20 protein-coding genes, 1 tRNA gene and 1 pseudogene are annotated in these 20,241 nt (G+C 64.7%); 11 read left to right on the top strand and 11 right to left on the bottom strand.

Going from position 1 to position 20,241, the window contains the following annotated elements:
- Positions 1–134: 134 nt before the first annotated feature.
- Positions 135–404 (bottom strand): 50S ribosomal protein L27, encoded by a 270-nt coding sequence (gene rpmA, locus GGR04_RS18530; RefSeq protein ID WP_183201401.1) that lies wholly within the window; start codon positions 402–404, stop codon positions 135–137.
- Between the two features lie 145 nt (positions 405–549).
- A complete protein-coding gene (rplU, locus tag GGR04_RS18525; protein ID WP_183201400.1) occupies positions 550–1,017 on the bottom strand; it encodes a 50S ribosomal protein L21 in 468 nt (155 codons plus the stop codon).
- Positions 1,018–1,848: 831 nt separating this feature from the next.
- Between rplU and GGR04_RS18520 the strand changes: the two genes are divergently transcribed.
- Positions 1,849–1,938: transfer RNA gene (locus GGR04_RS18520), tRNA-Ser, on the top strand.
- Positions 1,939–2,027: 89 nt separating this feature from the next.
- On the top strand, positions 2,028–2,492 hold the full coding sequence (locus tag GGR04_RS24605; protein ID WP_183201399.1) for a DUF6538 domain-containing protein: 465 nt from the start codon (positions 2,028–2,030) through the stop codon (positions 2,490–2,492).
- 556 nt (positions 2,493–3,048) lie between these two features.
- Here GGR04_RS24605 and GGR04_RS24045 read toward each other — a convergent pair.
- The 6 genes and pseudogenes from GGR04_RS24045 to GGR04_RS18485 form a co-directional block, all read right to left on the bottom strand.
- Positions 3,049–3,331 (bottom strand): annotated as a pseudogene (locus GGR04_RS24045) (helix-turn-helix domain-containing protein); the annotation flags it as partial.
- A gap of 208 nt (positions 3,332–3,539) precedes the next feature.
- A complete protein-coding gene (locus GGR04_RS18505) occupies positions 3,540–5,867 on the bottom strand; it encodes a glycoside hydrolase family 31 protein (protein ID WP_183201397.1) in 2,328 nt (775 codons plus the stop codon).
- An 18-nt stretch (positions 5,868–5,885) separates the two neighbouring features.
- A complete protein-coding gene (locus GGR04_RS18500) occupies positions 5,886–6,971 on the bottom strand; it encodes an ABC transporter ATP-binding protein (RefSeq protein ID WP_183201396.1) in 1,086 nt (361 codons plus the stop codon).
- Positions 6,972–6,989: 18 nt separating this feature from the next.
- On the bottom strand, positions 6,990–8,054 hold the full coding sequence (locus GGR04_RS18495) for a carbohydrate ABC transporter permease (RefSeq protein WP_183201395.1): 1,065 nt from the start codon (positions 8,052–8,054) through the stop codon (positions 6,990–6,992).
- A gap of 1 nt (position 8,055) precedes the next feature.
- Positions 8,056–9,090: a carbohydrate ABC transporter permease gene (locus GGR04_RS18490; protein WP_183201394.1), complete on the bottom strand. Its 1,035-nt coding sequence runs from the start codon at positions 9,088–9,090 to the stop codon at positions 8,056–8,058.
- A gap of 12 nt (positions 9,091–9,102) precedes the next feature.
- Positions 9,103–10,383 carry an ABC transporter substrate-binding protein gene (locus GGR04_RS18485; protein WP_183201393.1) on the bottom strand — a complete coding sequence of 427 codons (1,281 nt, stop codon included), beginning with the start codon at positions 10,381–10,383 and terminating at the stop codon, positions 9,103–9,105.
- A gap of 178 nt (positions 10,384–10,561) precedes the next feature.
- On the opposite strand from GGR04_RS18485, the gene GGR04_RS18480 reads away from it, so the two are divergent.
- The 6 genes from GGR04_RS18480 to GGR04_RS18455 all read left to right on the top strand — a co-directional run bounded on the left by GGR04_RS18480 (position 10,562) and on the right by GGR04_RS18455 (position 15,270).
- Positions 10,562–11,620 carry a LacI family DNA-binding transcriptional regulator gene (locus GGR04_RS18480; RefSeq protein WP_183201392.1) on the top strand — a complete coding sequence of 353 codons (1,059 nt, stop codon included), beginning with the start codon at positions 10,562–10,564 and terminating at the stop codon, positions 11,618–11,620.
- A gap of 376 nt (positions 11,621–11,996) precedes the next feature.
- Positions 11,997–12,437, top strand: coding sequence for a GNAT family N-acetyltransferase (locus GGR04_RS18475; RefSeq protein ID WP_281383131.1), 441 nt, complete (start codon positions 11,997–11,999; stop codon positions 12,435–12,437).
- A gap of 866 nt (positions 12,438–13,303) precedes the next feature.
- Complete coding sequence (locus tag GGR04_RS24040) at positions 13,304–13,942, top strand: hypothetical protein (protein WP_246393340.1); 639 nt, start codon at positions 13,304–13,306, stop codon at positions 13,940–13,942.
- A complete protein-coding gene (locus GGR04_RS18465) occupies positions 13,882–14,124 on the top strand; it encodes a type II toxin-antitoxin system VapB family antitoxin (RefSeq protein WP_183201391.1) in 243 nt (80 codons plus the stop codon). Before GGR04_RS24040 ends, GGR04_RS18465 begins: the two co-directional genes overlap by 61 nt.
- Positions 14,121–14,597 carry a type II toxin-antitoxin system VapC family toxin gene (locus GGR04_RS18460; protein ID WP_312857484.1) on the top strand — a complete coding sequence of 159 codons (477 nt, stop codon included), beginning with the start codon at positions 14,121–14,123 and terminating at the stop codon, positions 14,595–14,597. The genes GGR04_RS18465 and GGR04_RS18460 overlap by 4 nt, the downstream gene beginning before the upstream one ends.
- Positions 14,598–14,832: 235 nt before the next feature.
- The gene (locus GGR04_RS18455; protein WP_183201389.1) at positions 14,833–15,270 is read left to right on the top strand and encodes a hypothetical protein; all 438 of its coding nucleotides are present in this window, start codon (positions 14,833–14,835) and stop codon (positions 15,268–15,270) included.
- Here GGR04_RS18455 and GGR04_RS18450 read toward each other — a convergent pair.
- Positions 15,222–15,539 carry a hypothetical protein gene (locus GGR04_RS18450; RefSeq protein ID WP_210291870.1) on the bottom strand — a complete coding sequence of 106 codons (318 nt, stop codon included), beginning with the start codon at positions 15,537–15,539 and terminating at the stop codon, positions 15,222–15,224. The two genes, GGR04_RS18455 and GGR04_RS18450, sit on opposite strands and share 49 nt — an antisense overlap.
- A gap of 13 nt (positions 15,540–15,552) precedes the next feature.
- Between GGR04_RS18450 and GGR04_RS18445 the strand changes: the two genes are divergently transcribed.
- Positions 15,553–15,954: a hypothetical protein gene (locus GGR04_RS18445; RefSeq protein WP_183201387.1), complete on the top strand. Its 402-nt coding sequence runs from the start codon at positions 15,553–15,555 to the stop codon at positions 15,952–15,954.
- 913 nt (positions 15,955–16,867) lie between these two features.
- The gene (locus tag GGR04_RS18440) at positions 16,868–17,530 is read left to right on the top strand and encodes a hypothetical protein (RefSeq protein ID WP_183201386.1); all 663 of its coding nucleotides are present in this window, start codon (positions 16,868–16,870) and stop codon (positions 17,528–17,530) included.
- A 553-nt stretch (positions 17,531–18,083) separates the two neighbouring features.
- Here GGR04_RS18440 and GGR04_RS18435 read toward each other — a convergent pair.
- Positions 18,084–18,488, bottom strand: a complete 405-nt coding sequence (locus tag GGR04_RS18435; protein ID WP_246393367.1) for a DUF1989 domain-containing protein — start codon at positions 18,486–18,488, stop codon at positions 18,084–18,086.
- A 206-nt stretch (positions 18,489–18,694) separates the two neighbouring features.
- Between GGR04_RS18435 and GGR04_RS18430 the strand changes: the two genes are divergently transcribed.
- Entirely contained in the window at positions 18,695–19,525 is an 831-nt protein-coding gene (locus tag GGR04_RS18430) for a PhzF family protein (protein ID WP_183201385.1), read from the top strand.
- Between the two features lie 101 nt (positions 19,526–19,626).
- On the opposite strand, the gene GGR04_RS18425 is transcribed toward GGR04_RS18430, so the two are convergent.
- Positions 19,627–20,139 carry an alpha/beta hydrolase gene (locus GGR04_RS18425; protein ID WP_183201384.1) on the bottom strand — a complete coding sequence of 171 codons (513 nt, stop codon included), beginning with the start codon at positions 20,137–20,139 and terminating at the stop codon, positions 19,627–19,629.
- Positions 20,140–20,241 lie beyond the last annotated feature (102 nt).

Below are 20,241 nucleotides of genomic sequence, written 5' to 3'. Positions count from 1 at the left end.
TCGGACCTTCGGCTCGGGCGGAAACGAAAAAACGGGGAGATGGCGGCCCATCTCCCCGGTTCGTTCCTCGAAGCCGACGATCCGTCGGGGTCAGAGGCCGGGTCGTTGGGACGCCGGCGCTCTGAAGCGACCGGTCACTCGGCGGCTTCTGCCTTCGGCATGACGGAAATGTAGGTTCGACCCTGCGCCCTCTTCTGGAAGGTCACGACGCCCTCGGAGGTCGCGAAGAGGGTGTGGTCGCGGCCGATGCCGACGTTCACGCCGGGGTGCCAGCGCGTGCCGCGCTGACGCACGAGGATGTTGCCGGAGATCACGTTCTCGCCGCCGAACTTCTTCACGCCGAGGCGCTTGGACTCGGAATCGCGACCGTTGCGGGAGGAACCGCCTGCCTTTTTGTGTGCCATCTGTCAGTCTCCTGATTGTCTGTCGGGGTCGGCGCGGGGCTCGAAGGCCACCGGAGCGCCGCCCCGTGAATTCGATTGCAGGTCCGCCGGCCTTCGAGAGACGGCGCCCGGTTCCGGGTGCCGGTCCGTTCGAGCCGAATGGGCGTCAGGCGGTCTCGCCGTCGGCCTTCTTCTTCGCCGCGCGTGGCTTCTTCGCGGCCGCAACGTCGCCCGTTCCGGCATCGGTCGCGGTCTCGGCGGGCGTCTGAGCCGTGGCGGCCTGCGCGGCCGGGGCGTCGTTCGAGGCGGCCGTGCGCTCGCTCGGTGCCTTGCCGTCGGTGAGGATCTCGCTGATGCGGATCAGCGTCAGGTCCTGGCGGTGGCCGCGGGTGCGCTTGGAGTTCTGCCGGCGACGCTTCTTGAAGGAGATGACCTTCTTGCCGCGGGTCTGCTCGACGATCTCGCCCACCACGGTGGCGCCGGCCACGAAGGGCGCGCCGATCGTGGAGCCGACCATCAGCACTTCGGCGAAGGAGACCTGGTCTCCCGCGACGCCCGGCAGGCGCTCGATCTCGAATTCGTCGTTGGCGGCGACGCGGTACTGCTTGCCGCCGGTCTTGATCACTGCGAACATGGATTTCACCTTCTCGGTCCGGCTCTCGTCCCAAGGGTGGGATCGGGCCGTCTTCTTGTGGTTCTTGCGGTTCCATCCCGGGCCGGCACGAGACGCGCACCATCCGGGACCGGGTGGCCGTAGCGGGAATCCTCGATTTCGTCAAGGTGTCACCGGGGGCTTCGCCAAGAGGTCGCCGGGGGCCGATGGTGGCCGCCGGGCGACGCTCGAGATCGCCGCCGGGGCATGGGCGAGATGCCGATGCCACCCGATGTCGCCGGGATCGCCGCGATGGCCGAGCCATCGGCGGCGCCGGTCGTCGCGTCCCACGGTGCCACCGGACCGGTCGTTGCTTGCCTCTCGTCCCGGCTCCGTGTCCATCGAGCGTTTGCGGAACCCCGTCCGCCGCTTGCGGTCGCCCCATCGAGCGCAACGAGCTGCTGCCGTTCCCCTCGGTGTGGGTTGCGCCACGAAACGCGGCTTCCAAGAAGAAACGACCAGAACCGGTGAGGCCCCGGCCAGCCCCGGCCATGCCGACCTCCCACGTCGGCATGGGAGAAGCGCCGGTCGCCGCCGATCACGATGAAGGGCGGCGTTCGGCTTCTGCCCGCGATGCGCAACCGTGTTGCGGATGAGGGATCGACCTGTGCGATACGCGTCGGCGCACCTGCGGCGACAGAAGTTCGGGAGGGGCAGGTGAGGCGGGTTCGAGCGGGGAGATGACGACACGATGACGATTGCCCCTTGTCAGGAGGGCCGGGTGTTTGTAGAGAGCCCACGCGTCGATGAGACGCCGACCACGCCGTGGAATGATCGTTCAGACAGGAAGCCGGTTCGCCGGATCCGCCGGACGGAGAGGTGGCAGAGTGGTTGAATGCACCGCACTCGAAATGCGGCATGCCTGCAAGGGCATCGGGGGTTCAAATCCCTCCCTCTCCGCCACACCACTATTAAGTCTTTGATTGTGATATAAGTCTTGCGTCTTAAGATTCCGTAATCGCTTGGTGGTACACGCGGGTGGTACACACGCGATGGCCCTGTCGATGGGGCAACCTTGGAAACATCCGAAGACCGGCGTCTATTATCTCCGGAAAAGATTACCCTTCGATCTCGTCACCATTGTCGGTCGCCAGATCGAAAAGTCGTTTCTGCGTACAAAAGATGTAGACGAAGCCCGGCGACTGCATGCCGAGGCGCTTGCTACGTTGGAAGCGCGCTGGCGAAACCTGCGTGTCGGACTTCTCCGTCCGACACCCCGAAAGATCGCGGCGCTTGCAGGAGAGTTCTATCGATCGATCGCAGGTAACGAGGGAAAGCGAGATGGTCGCCGTTCGCCTCCCCATTCCGAACTCAGTTCGCCGCGGATCGGGTGGACAAGTGGAGCGATCCGACCGTCCGTGAGGACTTCCGTGTTGTCTTTAGTGCTGAGATCGAACCTCGTCTACGAAAGCACGGCATCACCATCCATCCGGATTACGTCGATGATTTCGAGCTGAGTGTCGCTCGAGCCTTCCGTGACGGAGAGATCAAGCGTGTGTCGATTGCGTTCGAAGGGGACCACTCGCCGGATCCGGCGTCGATGCGGTTTCCGCCGATGGATGAGACGTTTCCGGGTGGCGTTCCCGGCAACTCCATGAAGGACGACGCGCTGCGGATTGCAGAGCAGTTTGATGCATGCGCGACGGCGGCTCAAATGCGGCCTCAACGAGAAAGCGATGGGGCCGGGCGTTGGGTCATCTGGCAGCGCATCTTGGATATGACGATCTTCGCAAGATCTCGTCCGACGACCTCGGCGACTGGATTGCACACCTCAGAAAAACCGATCTTTCTGCGCGAACGATCCGGGACGTTCATCTGTCTGCACTGTGCGCCCATCCTCGGATGGCTTGTTGAGCAACGGACACTCAGGACGAATGCAGCGACCGGGATACGTGTTCGTGTTCCAAAAACAAGCGTTCTGTGCAGCAGATCGTTGTCCGATGACGACGCGGCGTTGATTCTGAAGAACGCGCTCGAACCGCAGTCATCTCGTCTTGGCGACAAGCATGTAGCCGCTAGGGCTGTCCGCAACTCGTCGATCGAGATGTCGGGTTTGGCCTCGTCGAGCCTCAGGATCTCTCCCGCACGTCCCCCGGTCTGACCGGAACGGCGGTCGCCGCCTTGCCTTGGGACGAACATCCCCTTTCGCCTGTTCCAGGTTGCGCCAACGGCTGGCACTGGCGGCGCTGACCCCAATCCGCTGCGCCGCTTGGCGGCCCGATATTCCCGCCGAGATCGCCGCCAGAACACGCATGCGAAGATCCACCGACAAAGCCTTCGACCTCCTGTTCGCCATCCTCTCGGATCAGAAAGCCGTCGTTGAGAAAAACCCTCAACGATTCAGTTCGGGCGAATGCCGCTTTCGAACTTAAAGCGCCGGTTCGGAGACGGTCGAGTGGTTGGGTCAGGGCCTGTTCTAGCAAATGCCCGGCTCAAGAAATAAAAGGTGCCGCCATCGCCAATGCACATCGTATCGGCCGGACGGCACCTTGGCCATGCAGGACTCAGCGAGCCGTATCCTGCATGGCCAAGCCGGGTGTCGCAAGTCGAAGGGGTGTCGCACCAGAGGCAATGACGACGATCCCATTCAAAGACTGCGAGAACGCGGCTTCGAGCACAGCGCCACCCGCCTCGGGTCGCAGCCGGAAGGTCACGACCTCACCACTTCGACACCAGTCCGCAGTTTCCCCATCGTCGACATAGAGATATCCGAGGCCGTTGGTCGCGGCCGAGGCGAAAACGCGGATCTTCGTCTCACCGCCGTCGTCGATGGGCACGATCGAACCCGCCCGCGCGAAGACCGGAAGGTGCCCGAGCGGCGCGGCGACGGTGACGAAACCGCCTCCTTCATGGTGATGTCCAGCGTGCCAATCGTACCAGCCGCCGGGGTGACGGGGAAGATAAAGCGTTCGGCTCGCCGCGCCCTCTTCCAGGACGGGCGCGACGAGGAGGTTCGGTCCCAGCATGAAGGCGTCGTCGATTCGACGAGCCGTGTCGTCCTCGGAGAAGTCCCAGTGAAGCGGCCGGATGGGCGGCGTGTCGTCCTTGGCGGCCTGCCACATCTGGGTGTAGAGATAGGGGATCAGGCGATGGCGCAGATCGATCGCGCCACGCACCTCGTCAAGGACCTCCGGGTGCATCCACGGCGTGTTGACCGTGCCGTCGTCCTTCCAGGAGTTCATCACCATGCGCGGCCAGAGCGCGCAGAACTCGACGAAGCGGCAGAAGAGCTCCGGCGTCGGCACCGGGCCGTGAAAGCCGCCGACGTCGTGGCCGGTGCTGTAATAGCCCGACAGGCTCATGTTCAGCCCTTGGGCGAGGTTGTAGCGCAGGGTCTTCCAAGCGGTCTCGTTGTCGCCCGTCCAGGTCTGGCCATAGCGCGAGATCCCCGCGCCGCCGCCCCGCGTGATGACGTAGGGGCGCTTGTCCGGCGCGTGCGCTCTCTGCGTCTCGAAGGCCAGCTTGTTCATCAGCAGCGCCTGCGCCGGGCGGGCGAGGCTCTGCGGGAAGGGCCGCCCGTCGCCCTCGCAGACGGCGTCCTCGTCCCAGATCTCGTATTCGTTGTTGTCGTTCCAGATCGAGGCGACGCCATAGTCGAGCAGCGCGGTCCGCAGCCCGTTCGCCCACCAGGCCCGTCCGCCGGGGCTGGTGAAGTCGAGGTGGAAGCCGAGCCCGTCCCAGAACTGCGCGATCGCCGGCGTCCCGGTATCGCCGTCCATGACTAGCCCGCCCGCCGCCTGCACCTCGTGAAGCCGCGGATGGTCGTCGAGCAGGCAGGGCTTGAGGTTCGTGACCGGCTGCATGCCGGCCTCCTTCAGCCGCTGCATGGTGGCGGCGGGGTCGGGGAACTTGTCGCGGTTCCAGTTGAAGGCGTAGCGGCGACCGTTGATCGAGGTGTAGCCCGAGCCGAAATGGAAGCTGTCGCAGCGGATGCGGTGCCGGCGGCAATCCTCGATGAAGGCCGAGATGCGGGCGTCCGCGTCGGGCGCGTCGGCGATCGTCATCGTCGTCATGCCGAAGCCGAGCGACCAGCGCGGTGCGAAGGCCTGCCCGCCCGTCAGCCAGGAGAAACGCCGCGTCACCGCGGGCACCGTCGGTCCGGCAAGGACGTAGTAGTCGAGATCGCCGTCCTCGGCCGCGTAGAAGCGGAAGAGGTTGTGATAGTTGTCGACGGTGCAGCCGAGATCGACGACGGCCTTGGCGAGGTTGTCGTAGAAGATGCCGTGCGCGCCTGCGGCGCCGTCGACGATGAAGAACGGCAGCATCTTGTAGAGCGGATCGGACAGCTCGGCGTCGAAGCCGCAGGGGTCCACTGCGTCGATGGCGAAGCGGCGCCCGGTGCGGTCGAGCGGGCCAGCCTTGTCGCCGAGCCCGTAGTGACGATCGTCCTTAGATCGCGCCATGGCGTGGGTGAGCGCGCCGGTCTTGCGCGACAGGAGATAGGCCTGCGTCGGGCGGTCGCGCAGGAAGGGCGTGTCCTCGCCGGCCCGGCGCCAGTCGATGCCGAACGGATGCAGACGCACCTCGGCGCTGAGCCCGGCGCTGCGCAGCGTGACGACGCCCTCGCCCTCCTCGATCTGCGTCGCGGGATGGGCAAAACCGGTCTCGTCGTCGCGCGCCCGGCCTTCGAAGCTCGGCTCCAGCCCGCCCGGCGCGATCTGCCAGCCCCGGTCCAGCCGGTAGCCGTCCGGACGCTTCAGCGTCACGCGGCCGATATCGTCTTCCAGGATGGCGACACGCAGCGTCGCCATCGGCTCGCCGCCGGTGCCGAGATCGAAGAGCAAGGCGTCGCCGTCTCGGCCGCGCAGGCGACCGTGGGTCAGGGCTTTCATCGGGAGATCTCCGGTGGATCAGGGACGGGCGAAGGCCGCGCCGTCCTCGTTGAACAGATGGATGTGCCGGGGCTCGAAGCGGATCGAGGCCGCGTCACCGCGGCGGATGGCGGCCTGCCCGTCGAGGCGCAGCGTCATCTGCGGCAGGCCGGGCGCGGTGGCGTAGAAGAAGGTCTCGCCGCCGAGCTGCTCGACGAGATCGACATGGAGCGAGAGGTCGCCGCCGCCGGAGGGATCGACCGCGATGTGCTCGGGACGGATGCCGAGCGTCAGGCGTGCGCCCTCGACGACGCCGGGCGCGAGGGCGGCGGGCAGTTCGATCGGCGTGCCGCCGACATCGAGGCGGAGCGCGGCGCCGGTGGCGCGCACGGTGGCGGGCAAAAGGTTCATCTGCGGCGAACCGATGAAGCCGGCCACGAAGACGTTGGCGGGCCGGTTGTAGAGATCGAGCGGCGTGCCGACCTGCTCGATGCGCCCGGCGCGCAACACCACGATCCGGTCGGCGAGCGTCATCGCCTCCACCTGGTCGTGGGTCACGTAGATCATCGTGCCGCCGATCTCGGCGTGGAGGGCGGCGAGTTCCTTGCGGGTGGCGACGCGCAGTTCGGCGTCGAGATTGGACAGCGGCTCGTCGAACAGGAAGATCTTGGGATCGCGCACGATCGAGCGGCCGATCGCCACGCGCTGCCGTTGCCCGCCCGACAGGGCCTTGGGCTTGCGATCGAGATAGTCCGTGAGGCGCAGCATGGCGGCCGCCCGGTCCACGCGGGAGGTGATCTCGGCCTTGGGCAGCCCCATGTTCTCCAAGGCAAAGCCCATGTTCTCGCGCACGCTCATGTGGGGATAGAGCGCGTAGGACTGGAACACCATGGCGAGCCCGCGTTCGGAGGCGGGCCGGTCGGTGACGCGCACGCCATCGATCTCGATCTCGCCCGCCGAGACCGGCTCCAGCCCGGCGATGACGCGCAGCAGCGTCGACTTTCCGCAGCCGGAGGGTCCGACGAAGACGACGAACTCGCCGTCCTTCACGTCGAGGTCGATGCCGTGCAGCACGTCGACCGCGCCGAACGACTTTCGGGCACCGATGATCTTCAGGTCAGCCATGGGGTGGGGTCCGGTCGCTCACTTCATGCCCGTCGAGCCGATGCCCGTGGTGATGAAGCGCTGGAGGAAGACGAAGACGAGGGAAACGGGAACGAGCGTGACGACGGTCATCGCCAGGAGATAGTGCCACTGGGTCTGCAGCTCGCCCTGGAAGGCGGCGAGGCCGATCTGCAGCGTGTAGGACTCGGTCTTGGTCAGCACCGCCAGCGGCCAGAGGAACTCGTTCCAGCGCCACATGATCGAGAAGATCGCAAGCACCGCCAGCGCCGGCAGCGACAGCGGCAGGACGATGCGCCGGTAGATTTGCCATTCCGAGGCCTTGTCCATGCGCGCCGCCTCGATCAGGTCCTTCGGTAGGGTCAGCATGTACTGGCGCAGGAGAAACACGCCCGTCGGCGTCGCCGCGCCCGGCAGGATCACCGCCCAGAGCGAGTTGACGAGCCCAAGCTGGGTGACCACGAGATAGACCGGCACCAGGATGATGGTGATCGGGATCATCAAGGTGCCGATCACCGCCAGCATGGCTGCGTTCTTGCCGCGAAATTCGTAGACCGCCAGCGCATAGGCGGCCATCGAATTGACGATCAGCGTCAGGACCGTCGCCACCACGGTGACGAACAGCGAGTTGGAGAGGTAGCGCAGGAACGCGAAGCGCTCGAGCGGCTCGGTGTAGTTCGACACCGCGAAGGCGGTGCGCCGCACCGGCTCGCGCTCGGCGACGGGCACACGGACGATCTGGGTGGGATCGGCGGGGTCGGCCATCTGCGCGACGAGGCCGACGCGTCGGATCTGCACGAGCTCGCGGCTGGTGCCGTCGGGCATGCGCACCCGAAACAGCGGGAGCGGATTGGGCTGGCCGGCGACGCTCACCTCGACCTGCGCCGTGGGCAGCAGCGAGGGCGGAAATTCCAGGAGCGCGCTCTGCGTCTTGAAGGACGAGAGCACGAGCCAGGCCACCGGCCCGAACATCAGCACCACGCCGAGTGCGAGATAGGCGTAGGCCGCGACGTCGGTCCAGTGCATCGGCGCACCGGCGCCGCCGCGGCGCGAGGTAAGGAGGGTGCGAAGCTTTCCCGCAGCCATGTCAGGCCTCCTTGCGACGGGTTGCGAGAAGCTGGAGCATGGTCAGCGCGAAGAGCACCACGCCGAGCACCACCGAGGCGGCGGCCGCGAGCCCGAAATTCTGCACCTGGTTGGCGAAGGCGGTCTCGTAGATGTACTGGACGATCATCAGCGTCGCCGTGCCCGGTCCGCCGCCGGTGAGCACGAAGACCTCGTCGAAGGTCTGGACGCCCTTGATGAGGGCGAGCACGATCACGACGATCATGTTGGGCCAGAGCAGCGGTAGGGTGATGCGGGTGAGAATGCGCCAGCGCGGCGTCGCGTCCATCTCGGCCGCCTCGTAGAGATCGGCGGGAATGGCCTGCAGCCCGGCCAGCAGGATCAGCGTGTAGAAGCCCATATGGGCCCAGACCGACACGAAGACCGCCCAGAACATGGCCCAGCCGGGATCGATGAAGAAGAGGATCTTTTCCCCGCCCATCGTGGTGAGCGCCGCGTTGAGCAGGCCGTCGCGCTGCAGGATCCACTTCCAGATCAGCGCCACCACGACGGGCGACAGCAGCACGGGGAAGAAGTAGACCGCCCGGAAGAAGCCGCGGGCGCGAATCTTCATGTTGAGGACGAGCGCCGTGACGAGGGCGAAGAGCACCATGCTCGTCACCTGGAAAGCGACGAAGCGCAGCGTGTTGGAGACGCCGCGCCAGAAATGGTCCTCGCGGCAGCTGTTGGGATCGAGATAGGAGCCGCAGTCGAGGAGATATTCGTACTGGCCGAGGCCGACATAGGGGCGATCGGCGGGAAACAGCGCGGTTCCGCCTGTCACCGAGAAGACGACGTTGATGGCGATCGGCAGGAAGACGAAGAGGCCGAAGAGCAGGAAGTTCGGCAGCAGGAACACGTAGGCCATGCGCCGCGCGCCGATGCGGGTCTGGATCCAGCGCATGGGCTTGTCGACGAGGGCATGGGCGAGGGCGGCAACCGGCGCGACGGCGCCCCGGAGGGCGGCGGCGGCGCGTCGCCGCGCGCCGTCTGCTTGAGGGGGGCGGACCGTCGACATCGGGGTCCCGCCTTACTTCTTGTTGCGTTCGGCGATCTGCTGGGCGACCTCGGTCGGGATCCGCCCATAGGCATCCTCCAAGCTCGTCTCGCCCGAAATGGCCTGACCCAGCCGGCTGATCACCGCGTTGAAGACGATGCGGCTGTTGGTGTAGCCCTGCACCTTGTAGGCGAGCGGCGCGATCGCGCTGGCGCTCGCGGTGAAGACCTTGAGGGCGGCTGCGGCCTGCGGCCCGGCGCTCGGATACTCGACCCCCTTCTGGGCCAGTCCGAGATGGCCGGGCACGAAGAGCGAACGCGAATAGAACTCGGCCAGCACCGGTTCGCTGGCGAGATAGTCCATGACCCGCGCCACGGCTTCCGGGTTCTTGGTCGACTTGAAGGCGACGAGCCCCGCGCCGCCCGGCATGCTCGAGCAGCCGCCGACGCCGCAGGGGTTGGGCACGGCGACCCAGTCGAAGGCGTCGCCGATCGTCTTGTCGAACTGGTTGGCCTGCCAGGAGCCCGAGAGGTAGAGGACGACCTGCGCGTTCTTGAACTCCTCGTTGGCGCCGCGATAGGCGGTGCCCGCGACCGAGCCCCAGAGCTCCTTCGACATCACGCCCGACTGGTGCCAGTCGTAGACGAGCTGGGCCGCGCGCTTGAAGCCGTCGTCCACCACCACGGGCGCGCCGGCGGCGTCGAAGACCTCTGTCCCCTGCGACAGGGCGAGGCCGTAGAAGCGGTGGCCCGAGCGGTCGAGCGCGATGGGGAAGGGCACCTCGGCGGCCTTGGCCACGGCACTCGCGGCCGTCGCCCAATCCTCCCAGGTCGCCTTGTCGCCGGGCATCGCGATGCCGGCCTGCTCGAACAGGGTCTTGTTGACGTAGGCGCCGGTGACGGTGAGCTGGGTCATGAAGCCCGGGATCGACTGCGTGTCCCCGGCCGGGCGCATCCATTCGAGGAAGGGCCCGAAATTGGCCTCCCAATAGGCCGCGTCGTTGAGATAGGGCCGCAGGTCGAGGGCGAAGCGGGAGAGGCCGCCCATGTCGACGACACGCGCGATGTCCGGCCCCTGACCGGAGGCCAGCTGCACCGGCAGGGTCTCGTTGATCGCCTTGAACGGCACCTCGTCGAGGACGACGTCGATATCGGGATTGGCCGCCTCGAAGCGTGACAGCAGGTCGGCCATGACCTGGCCTTCGTTGCCGTCCGAGTACCAAGTCATCCGAACCGTGGTGTCGGCCGCCTGGACGCAGGCCACCCCCGTCGTGGTCGTCATGAGCGCAAGCAGAAGCGGCGTGAAAACACGCATGGGTTCGATCTCCTCCCGATGACCCGCGTTGGCCGCGGTGTCTGGTCGCGCCGGGCCGCACCGTGCAGGCGGTCGCAACACTTGTCGTTGGCGTCTTGGTTCGTCCTGAAAATATTTTGGCAAACGTTTGCCAAGCAAGTCAACGACTATCTTTCGGCCTCGACAAGATGGGAGGGCGATGAAACAACCGTGCCCTTACCAACAGGCCCTCGATTTGGAATGGACGGCGATTCTGGACATATCCCTGGCAACCGTGGCCGAGCGTGCCGGCGTCTCCGTTTCCACGGTCTCGCGCATCGTCAACGGCGAGACGCGGCGCGCCTCGCCCGAAACCGTGGCGCGCGTGCTTCGGGCCGTCGAGGAGGTCGGCTACCGGCCCAATTCCGTCGGCCGGGCGCTGCGCACGCGCCAGTCGCAGGTCGTCGCCATGCTGGTCGCCAATCTCGACAATCCGGTGATGGCGACGATCGCATCATCCACGGAAGCGGCGCTGCGCAATGCCGGCTACGTAATGATTCTTTGCGATACGCACGACCGGGCCGATCTTCAGGACGAATATCTTGAGGCGATGCGCTCGCAGTTGGTATGTGGGTTCGTGTTGGTGGCAGCCGTGCCGAGCAGGGTCCTCTCCAAGCTCTGTCACGAACGCGCGCCATTGGTCTTCGTGACACGCCGCTCACCCCACGGTGTTGGCGCCTTCGTCGGCATCGACGACAGGGCTGCTGGCGCGGCTGTCGCCGAATGCTTTGTCTCTGATAAGAGGCAAAGACTTGGCGTCGTGTTGCCAGTCCATTCTTCTCCAGCGGCGAAGGCGCGCGTCGCAGGCTTCGCCGATCGTCTTGCCGAACTCGGCGTAGATCCGCGTACGGTTCGCCACGAAATGGGTGAGGGCACTTCACATCTCGACGTCGGCTACGATGCGGCCCATCGCATCTTCGAAGCTGGTCCGGTGCATGACGCGCTCTTCTGCCTCAGCGATCAGATTGCCTACGGCGTTCACCGTAGGGCACGAGAGCGCGGGATCGAAATTCCTGAGGCCTGTTCACTGATCAGCATCGACGGCAGCCCGCTCAATGCCTGGATCGCACCTTGGCTCTGCTCGATTCAGATCCCCTATGCCAATTATGGCGAGGAGATCGTATCCTCGTTGAAGTGCGTCACAGCGGAAGAGACCGCCGAAGACCGGATTCTACCGATCCAAATGGCAAGCTACTACGGGCCTATTGCAAAAGACTGAACGCGGTGAAACCTTGCTCGTCTGAAGACGGCGACCCAGGCAGGATTTTGGCGTTCGCCGGCCAATACTACACCCAACGTCATCATCCTCCGCATGCTCTGGTGCCGCCGCTGTGGCCTGACCTTATTCGGTGGCCCGGTTCAACTCTAATGCATGCTGGTTTTGTTGGCGACGTCTTCGAGCGGTATTCGACCGGGCTGAGTCGTTGAGGGTTCTCGCGGCGACGGCTTTCTGTTCCTTAGTTGATAGGTAGGCATCAACCTACAGGGTCATGACGAGAAGCAGGCGTTCAGGAAGCATGGCTGTGAAGATAATGATCCGGGACGCCACGGTGTCCGATGCATCCAGCTTGGCTGCTCTGTCGATCGAGGTGTGACTGGCGACCTACATCCGGGAGGGCATCAACGGCTTCTTCGCCGACCATGCGCTCAACGAGTTCACCATCGATCGCCTTCGCGATCGCCTGGCAGACCCGCGACGCACCATTCTCGTGTCGCAGAATGTCGTGGGCATCGACGGCATGATCGAACTGGTGGTGGAAGCGTCGGCACCCGTGGCAGGCTGTTCGAACGTGGAGATTTCGACCCTCTACGTTCAGCCACGTCATCAAGGGAGCGGCAAGGGGGTCGCCCTTCTTCAAGCGGGTCTGGTACATGCCCGGTCCAGCGGGCATGCCGGCGTCTGGCTCGCTGTGAACGCAGAGAACCATGGTGCGGTCGCCTTCTACGAGCGTCAGGCCTTCCAGAAGGCTGGCGAGACGAATTACGAAATCGAGGATCAGCGCTACCTCAACTCCGTTATGCGCCGGAACCTCTAACTCTGCCCGTTCCTCGTCAGGACCTATCTATCCGCAGGTGATCTCAACGGCCGATGTCGTGAACCAATTGCTTGTCGTCTACGGTGCCTACCGTCTGGCGACGGCACGCCCTGGGACCCAGCAACATGGCGATCATGGGCGTGGCCATAAGCCAAGGCCGACGTCCTGCTCTCGTGGTCGTGGCAGGCGTCGTCGCGGGTAGCTTGACGTAGGCGGTGCTGGCGGCGACCGCCTGTCCGTCATCCTCGCAGCCGGGGCACACGCCCTGTGGACTTACCCCGCGAAAGTGGAGAGCTCTTTTGAAGGAAAGAGGAGCATTTCATGGGCAAGCCGCATCGTCGGTTCGGCAAGGAGTTCGAAGCTGAGGCCGTTCGTCTGGTGGAGGCGAGCGGGCGCACGCAGCGGGAGATCGCCGAGGCTCCTCCTTGGAATTGAACGGGCTCGACCACGAGACCGTCATCGTCATCGCAGCTCTCATCAAGAGCCGCCGGGCAGCCGCCGCATGACCCGCGCGGGCCTGGACAAGCCACCGCGGCTCTCTTCCCCTCACACCGTCACAGCAAGCCGTAGGAGGCTCACCCATGCGCTTCAAACGATGGCCCTGGTCGAGGGCTACACCGAGACCCCGCGCAAGCGAGCCGCCTTCATGTGCTCGCAGCGCCAGAAGTGTGAGAAGCTTCCGCTGTTCGCGAAGCTGATCCGCGAGACACAGCACGACGTCGAAACGGAGATGGCGCGGCGGCACGAAAGCTGGCCGCGCGCTCAGCAGTGCGAGCGCGACCAGCGCGCCGCCAAGCGGCGTGAGGCTCGTCGTCGGCTCTGGAGCCATGGCGACAACATGCACCAGCTCCTGCGCGTTCTCTGGCGTGACTGCCCCCTATCCCGGCGATCCCTCCTACCTTCTCGATCCGTTCCATCAGATCGATGTCGGCCATCTCGATCCCGAACGTCCGCCCCGGCGCTTCCACCGGGAGATCAAACCGCGGATGACGCCCAACCCGGCGAGCTTCGACGAGGCGTTCCGGCAGATCGGCGGCGTGAAGGTCGGAGGCGGCCCCAAGACGATCCCCGCCGACAAGTTCGCCTTCTGCGGAAGCATCGGATCGGGCTTCCTGATCCTCACGTCTCAGGTGCGGCTGAACGAGCCCAACGAGAGCTTCTATACCTCGTCCCACCATCGCCTTCGCGACAGCCATGTCGGGAGCGGCGGCCATTGGGTCGACATCGAGGTGTTCGGCCGGGCAAGCGACGAGGATCTGGCGACCATCCGGCGTCTGGCGCAGATGGCCGACACGCGAACCGTCCATGTCCGCCGCTCCGGCAATTGGGCCAGATCGTCGATCAAGGACATGGAGCAGGTTCGCGCGGCATGCGTCTGCGCCATCTCACGCTTGCTTCAAAATATCCAATCATACATATTCGAATATGCACCAGGGATATTCCAATGGCCCTCTACATCAAGGACGCCGAGGTCGACGCGCTTGCGGATGAGCTCAAGCGCCTGACCAAGGCTTCCACCAAGGCCGAGGCCGTGCGTGCCTCTCTCAAGCGCAGTGTCGATGAGGCTCGCGCGCAACTTCCAATTCGTCAACGCTTGGCGAAAACCTTGGCTATGGCCAAAGCCGCCGGTCCGTACGCGCCTGGCGACCACAAGGCAGAAACCGACGACATGTGGGGCGATCAGTGAGCCTCTTCATCGATGCCTCTGTCATGGTCGCCATTCTCGTCGAAGAAGCGGACGGGGAAGCCCTCCTCGATCGCCTCGAGCATGACGCTGGCCCTTTCTACGTATCGGCCGTCGCCCGCTTCGAGGCGGTCCTGTCCATCGCGGGACGCATGTCACGCGCTCGCACCGGGCAGGGGCCGACGTCGCCCGACGACATCGCGACCGCCCGACAGATGGTCGACGGGTTCATCTCAGACATGGAGGCGAGCGAGCTTCGCATCAGCGGCGATATCACCGAGAAGGCGATCGATGCCGCTACCCGCTTCGGCAAGTTCGTCGGACACCCCGCCAAGCTCAACATGGGCGATTGCTTCGCCTACGCTTGCGCGCGCGGCAATCGAGCCCGTCTCGCGTTCAAGGGCGACGACTTCCCCCACACCGACATCGGTTGGGATCGCACCGGAAGTTCCCTGCCGAGTCGGAAGGGCGCATGACGATAACCAGAGTCCAGTTCGACGACTTCAACCGTCGCCCCCTCGACGCCGCCACCATGGTTTGAAGACCCGCCTGCGAAACCAGCCGGTGCCCCATCACATCGGGGCCGCAGACCGCATCCGCTGATCCGGACCCGACGATGGCGCCCGACGGCCGCGGCGCACGATGAGAGGGAGAGGCAAGGGAGCCCGTGTGACGGGCTTTGGAGGAGAGCGAGGCTTTCCCGGCTCGTCGATGAAGATCGACATGCCTCTGGACCCCACACGCTTCCCCCTCGTGTATCCGGAGATCCTGGACCACATCCAGCAGCCCGACGTGCTGCTTCAGATCGGGCCGAGCCAACGAGCGAGCCTCGGCTGCCCGACCGAGACGGCCAGCACGTCGTGGTCCGGGTTCTCGATGGCAATGCTCGAACAGCTCATCCCGGCAGCGATCGAAGCCGGTGTGACCGTCATCGATGCGCGCGAATGCGAGATCGACGCCTATTGCTCGCTCGTCATCTGCGGTCCGATGGTCGCGGTCGGACCATCGAAAGCATGGCGGATCGACGGCGCGCGACATTGCCTCTCGTCCCTGAGGATCGCCGACGACGCGCTGCTCTACGCCGCGATCGGCGCGCTCGTTCACAACATGCCGGCGCTTCCCGACGAACCCGAAGCGATCGCGGCATGAGCCATATTCCCGACGCTTCCCCTCTCGATCCCGAAACCGCCGCGCGCATCGAGCGCGAGAACACGACCGTCGGCCAGTTCGAACGCCTCGCCGGCATTGGCCAGACCCATGAGGAACGCCGTGATTTCTGGATGCAGTTCCGGCACGAGGACGGAAACGAATGCATCCGCCTTGCGATGAACGAATGCCGACGCCGGATTGGCTTGCCACAGCGACCGCCGCCCAAAGCCAGGCTGATGAACCGACCCTGATCGCTTCGCCACGTTCAAAGGAGATCCCGCCATGCAGACCGATACGATCGAAACGATCTATCGGCTTCCCGTCTTTCGCCATCAGGTCATCAACGCTGAAAGCCTCGCGGACGCCTGCGCGGAAGCGGTTGCGGAGGAAAATTGGGATGGCGCCAGAAAGGCCTCTGACTCGTCCGGCGACGTCTTCGTCTCCGGAATCTGGAAGGGGACCGTCGAGCCCTATGGCGCTCGTCCCATGACTGTTCCGCCGGCGTTCGAGGAGGAGATCCAGCAAGAAGTCGCCCTGGATTCCAGGCTTACATCGATCCTGAAGGAGCCAGCCCGACCCATGGGCCTCTTGCAAGTGGAGGTCGAACGTTGGCTCCCGCGTGCGCTGGCCCTGATCGCAGAGGCCGAGAGAACCAGATCCGGCGATCCGCAACCTACGGTGTGATCCCCTACGTCGACGTCCCGTCGGCTTCGACTTGAACGACGGATCACGACCATGACTCCGGCGTCGATGATGGCGAAACCGATGGGCGCTAAGCTCGATCCAGAAACCTCAACCTCCGCCACGCTTGTTCAGGGGATTCGCATGGGAACATACGTTACAACCCTTCTGCTGGGTGGCGTGGTCGCCATGCTCAGCATGATGTAACCGACCAGCTTGGGCCTCGCGTTCTCGCAGGGCGCCGGCATGGCGCTGATCGCTATGGGAACGGTCTATTCGGCTGAGCTCTACCGTTTTCTCGAGCGCCGGATCGGTCGCTTTCCATGTCCCTGATCGAGCTTCCGCCTCGACGGCCATCAGAGGCGCCTTTCCTTGACGGAAAGGCGCCTTCTTCGTGCCGCCCAGTTGCAGGCGTGTTCACGCGTTGCTTGGGGGTCCAAGCCAGCCTGCTGAAGCTCGACTGGAATTTGAATCGCAGGCGTCCCGTCTCGTACGCCTCTCGCTTGCAGGGCGTGCGTCCGTGCGGATCGAACCGATCCGCATTGAGGTCTTCGGCGCTCGGTGCGGGCTGCGTCATGCCGCCGGTCAGCACCGAGGCAGCGGAGAGGAGGGAGAGGCGTTTGCGCCTCGGTGGCTCCCGTCGATCCGACTTCGATGAGACCTGCTTGCACGATCGACCATGAGACGTCGAACGGGCCACTCGGCCTCGAAGTCAATCCTATCGCCAGAATGGGCATCACCCTGTCGAAGCCTAACAGGCGTCTTGCGGAGCCAGTCGCGCCGTCGCGAAGGAAACCGCCCTCGCGACGCAGCGTCATATCGCAAACTGATCCTTCTTCGACGGAGACCGGTAACGATTTTTCCATTACATGGCTGTCGATCCGACCGGATCGTCCTCGCGAGCGGAGCCCTTGTCATGTTCTACATCTACCTCCCCTTCGACGACGAGGAGCTGAAGCATGGGGCAGACCATTACAGCCAGGTCGCGAAAGTGTTCCTGCACGGAACCAAGGTCGATCTGTCGTCGATCGGTAGCGGCGACATCCTCTACATCTTCGCGCACGGGCGATACGGTGGCGGGTCGCAGATCGTCGGGACGGTGAAAGGGTTCTTTGGCGGCAATAAGACCGCCTACAAGACGGCAAGCGAGGTGGCCTCCGAACTGGCCGGCTACAAGCTTCCCAAAAACTTCAAGGATCTGCGGGCGCTCGTGTGCTGGGGGGGCTATGTCGGCGGAAACACCGAGTGGGGCAAGCACACCCTGCGGCGGGTCGAGGGCCAGGCGCCGTTCGCCGGGCAGCTCTGCTCGGCCCTCAAGGGCAAGGGCTATACCAATCTCAACGTCACGGGCTACACGGGGACGGTCTCGTTCGTCGGCGCGAAAGCGCCGAGTTACCTGTCCGACATCCTGGTGACGCAGGGTGGCGCCGGAGCTCAAGCGGTCAAGGTCGGCAAGCTCGGGGATGCCAACAGCTTCGCCGAAAGGGACATGCCGCAGACACGGGCGCGCAGCGGCATGTCGGAGCAGCAAGGCGTCAACCGGTCCTTGAGCGATAGCAACCGCACCGTCTGGTACTGACGCGTCTCGACTTTCCAAAGGGTGGCCTGACGAGCCGCCGCTTCCCGGGCCCGTGCTCATTGACGCCCACCGCGCGACGGTGGCCGATGCCTCGATCGTCGCTGCATCGAGGCGCCGGGTTCTGCGCGTCAGGCTCGCCGGCAAGCCGGGTTTCGGCTTTTGCGCCGCCTTTTCGGGCGCATCTGCGTTCGCCAGGCCCGACGCGGGAGGTAAAGATCGATGGCGAGCTGGTCGATCGGATCTATGGGGCGGCGGCAATGCCGGAGCTCTGCCGAGGCGTCTTCCAGGACCGGACCCGTGTCGACGACGCCAAAGGGGGCGTGCTCCTGGTTGGAAACGGCGACACGTATCGCTGAATCGGCAGTTCCCCCTTCGTCGAGGAGATCACCGAGCGACATTGCACCTATGCCGACGCCTTCCTCGAGCGCCGGATCGGTCGTTTTCCACGTCCCTGATCAAGCTTCCGCTTCGACGGCTATCAGAGCGCCCTTCCTTGACGAAAAGGCGCTTTCCTGCCGCCCCAGTTGCAAGTTCATGGCCACTTTCGACCCGTTCAAGGCATTCTCAGCAGCGATCGGCGGTCTCGAATCCGGTCATTGGCCGTTCGCCGCAATTTCGAGCCTGATGCCCGCGACCGATCGCCGATCGTCGGATGGTAGTGGACGGAGCAGCCGGTGACGACGAGGAGAAGGTCTCGGTCCGCCCGCCGGGGCACGTTTCCGCGTGGTGGGTTATCCGAAGCCAGCACCTCCAGATGCCCGTCCGGCTGGGGCTCGGATCGTTGAAACGGGCTCACCGGGTCGGGAACGACCGGCACCATGATGCAGGCAAGCCGGAGTTTTTTGAGCAGATTGTCCTGGCAGTTCGGATGGTTCGGGTATCCCGCCCGCTCGTAGAGACCGCGATTGCAGGCGGGAAACAGCATGTCGTGCGGACAGGGCGAGTTATCGGCAACCAGCGTCAGCAGCGGTTTAGCCGGCTCGCTGTAGAAGCTCTCACCTACCTTGGGGAACAGGGCGCTCGTCCGGTCTCAGGTGATCACTGAATCGGGCCTGCGAAAGCTGACCGGACACACTTGCGTGGGTTTCGCCTTTGTTCCACACCCCAAGCTGTCTCCCTTGGCCTGCTAACGTTCTCGGGAGGGAAGGCGTCTAGGAGGCGGCATTGGAAGTTTTGCGTATCTCGGCATTTTCTGAGAATGGCGCGGGTGGCAACCCCGCCGGTGTTCTGATCGCGGACGCGTTTCCGAGCGATACGGACATGCACCGCATCGCCAGCGAAATCGGCTACTCAGAAACGGTCTTCGCCGTCCGGTCCGGTCCGGACTGGCGGGTGCGCTATTTCTCGCCGGAATCGGAAGTTCCCTTCTGCGGCCACGCCACCATCGCCTTGGGCGCTGCACTCACCATGCGAGAAGGGCCAGGCGTCTTCGCGTTAGCTCTGAATCAAACCCGGATCACAGTCGAAGGGCAGCGACGAGGGGATGCTTTGGTCGCGACCCTACAATCTCCGCCGACACATAGCACGCGCCCCTCCGACGAGCTCACCGAAGAGGTGCTGGACCTATTCGGCTACACGCCATCGAATCTGAACCTCGATATCCCGCCGGCTTTGGCCCACGGCGGAGCGGACCATTTCGTACTCGCCCTGAACTCCCGTATCGCGCTCGCCTCGATGCGGTATGATCTGGACGCAGGGCGCACCCTCATGTTGAGGGAAGGCTGGATCACGATCCTCCTCGCCTATGCCAAGACGCCGAACCTGTTCCATACCCGCAATCCCTTTGCCTCCGGCGGGGTGTACGAAGATCCGGCGACCGGAGCGGCAAGTGCGGCTCTGGGCGGGTACTTGAGAGACCTCGACTGGCCGCACGGCGGAGCGATCGAGATCGTGCAGGGAGAAGACATGGGAACGCGATCTCGCATCGGAGCGGTCATTCCCTCGACGCCCGGAAGCTCGATCCGCATATCCGGCGAAGCTCGTTTGTTGACCTAGCCGAACAGCTGCGATGCCCGCTTCCGATAAGCTGCTTCTCCAATCCTGCCCGACCAAGAACCATCCATCCTTCGCGTCAGCAAGCGTTCGAACGGCATGGTTCAACGGACCATCATCGCCGGAAGATCTGCCATGATCGCCGCAAGGGCGAGCCCGACGGCTCGACGGTGGACAGCCTGACGATCAACGCCCGGAGCGTCGATCCAGATCTCCGGTTCGCGGTCTCGTCCCTCCCGCGTTCCGCCACAGAGAAGCGTGTAGTGCCCGACATCCCGGCCGAGCGAGTGAAGTTCGCTCTTCGGCAGTTGCTCGTTCAGCCAGGCGGCGCACGGCGCCATCGGCGCTTCCCGGTCGTCTTCACCCACCATCAGGGTCACGGGAACCGTGATGCCGGCGAGGCTTTTCGGGGTGAACGCCCGGACGGTCGGCGCGGGAGCAAGGGCAACGGCCACGACGACGCGCGGATCCAGACAAGACGCCGATTGCCGCTCCCATGATGATCTGAAGACGGCGCTGTCGCGGCGCAACGGTTCGATCCGATCGCCGAGGTCGGGAAACTCACGAGGTCCCCGTCCGAGCTGCGTGGAGCCCGCCCATCGACCGAAACGGTCCATGTCCGTGATGGACTTACCCCGGGAAAGTGGAGAGCGGTTTCGATATTACGCGGCTTGTCTCTCGAACTGAAGCGGGCTGATGAAGGTTAGCGCCGAATGTCG

Origin of the sequence: Aureimonas pseudogalii, from assembly GCF_014196835.1 — a bacterium.
In the GTDB taxonomy this organism is placed as follows: Bacteria; Pseudomonadota; Alphaproteobacteria; order Rhizobiales; family Rhizobiaceae; genus Aureimonas; species Aureimonas pseudogalii.
This window is presented reverse-complemented; position numbering and strand designations above follow the sequence as displayed.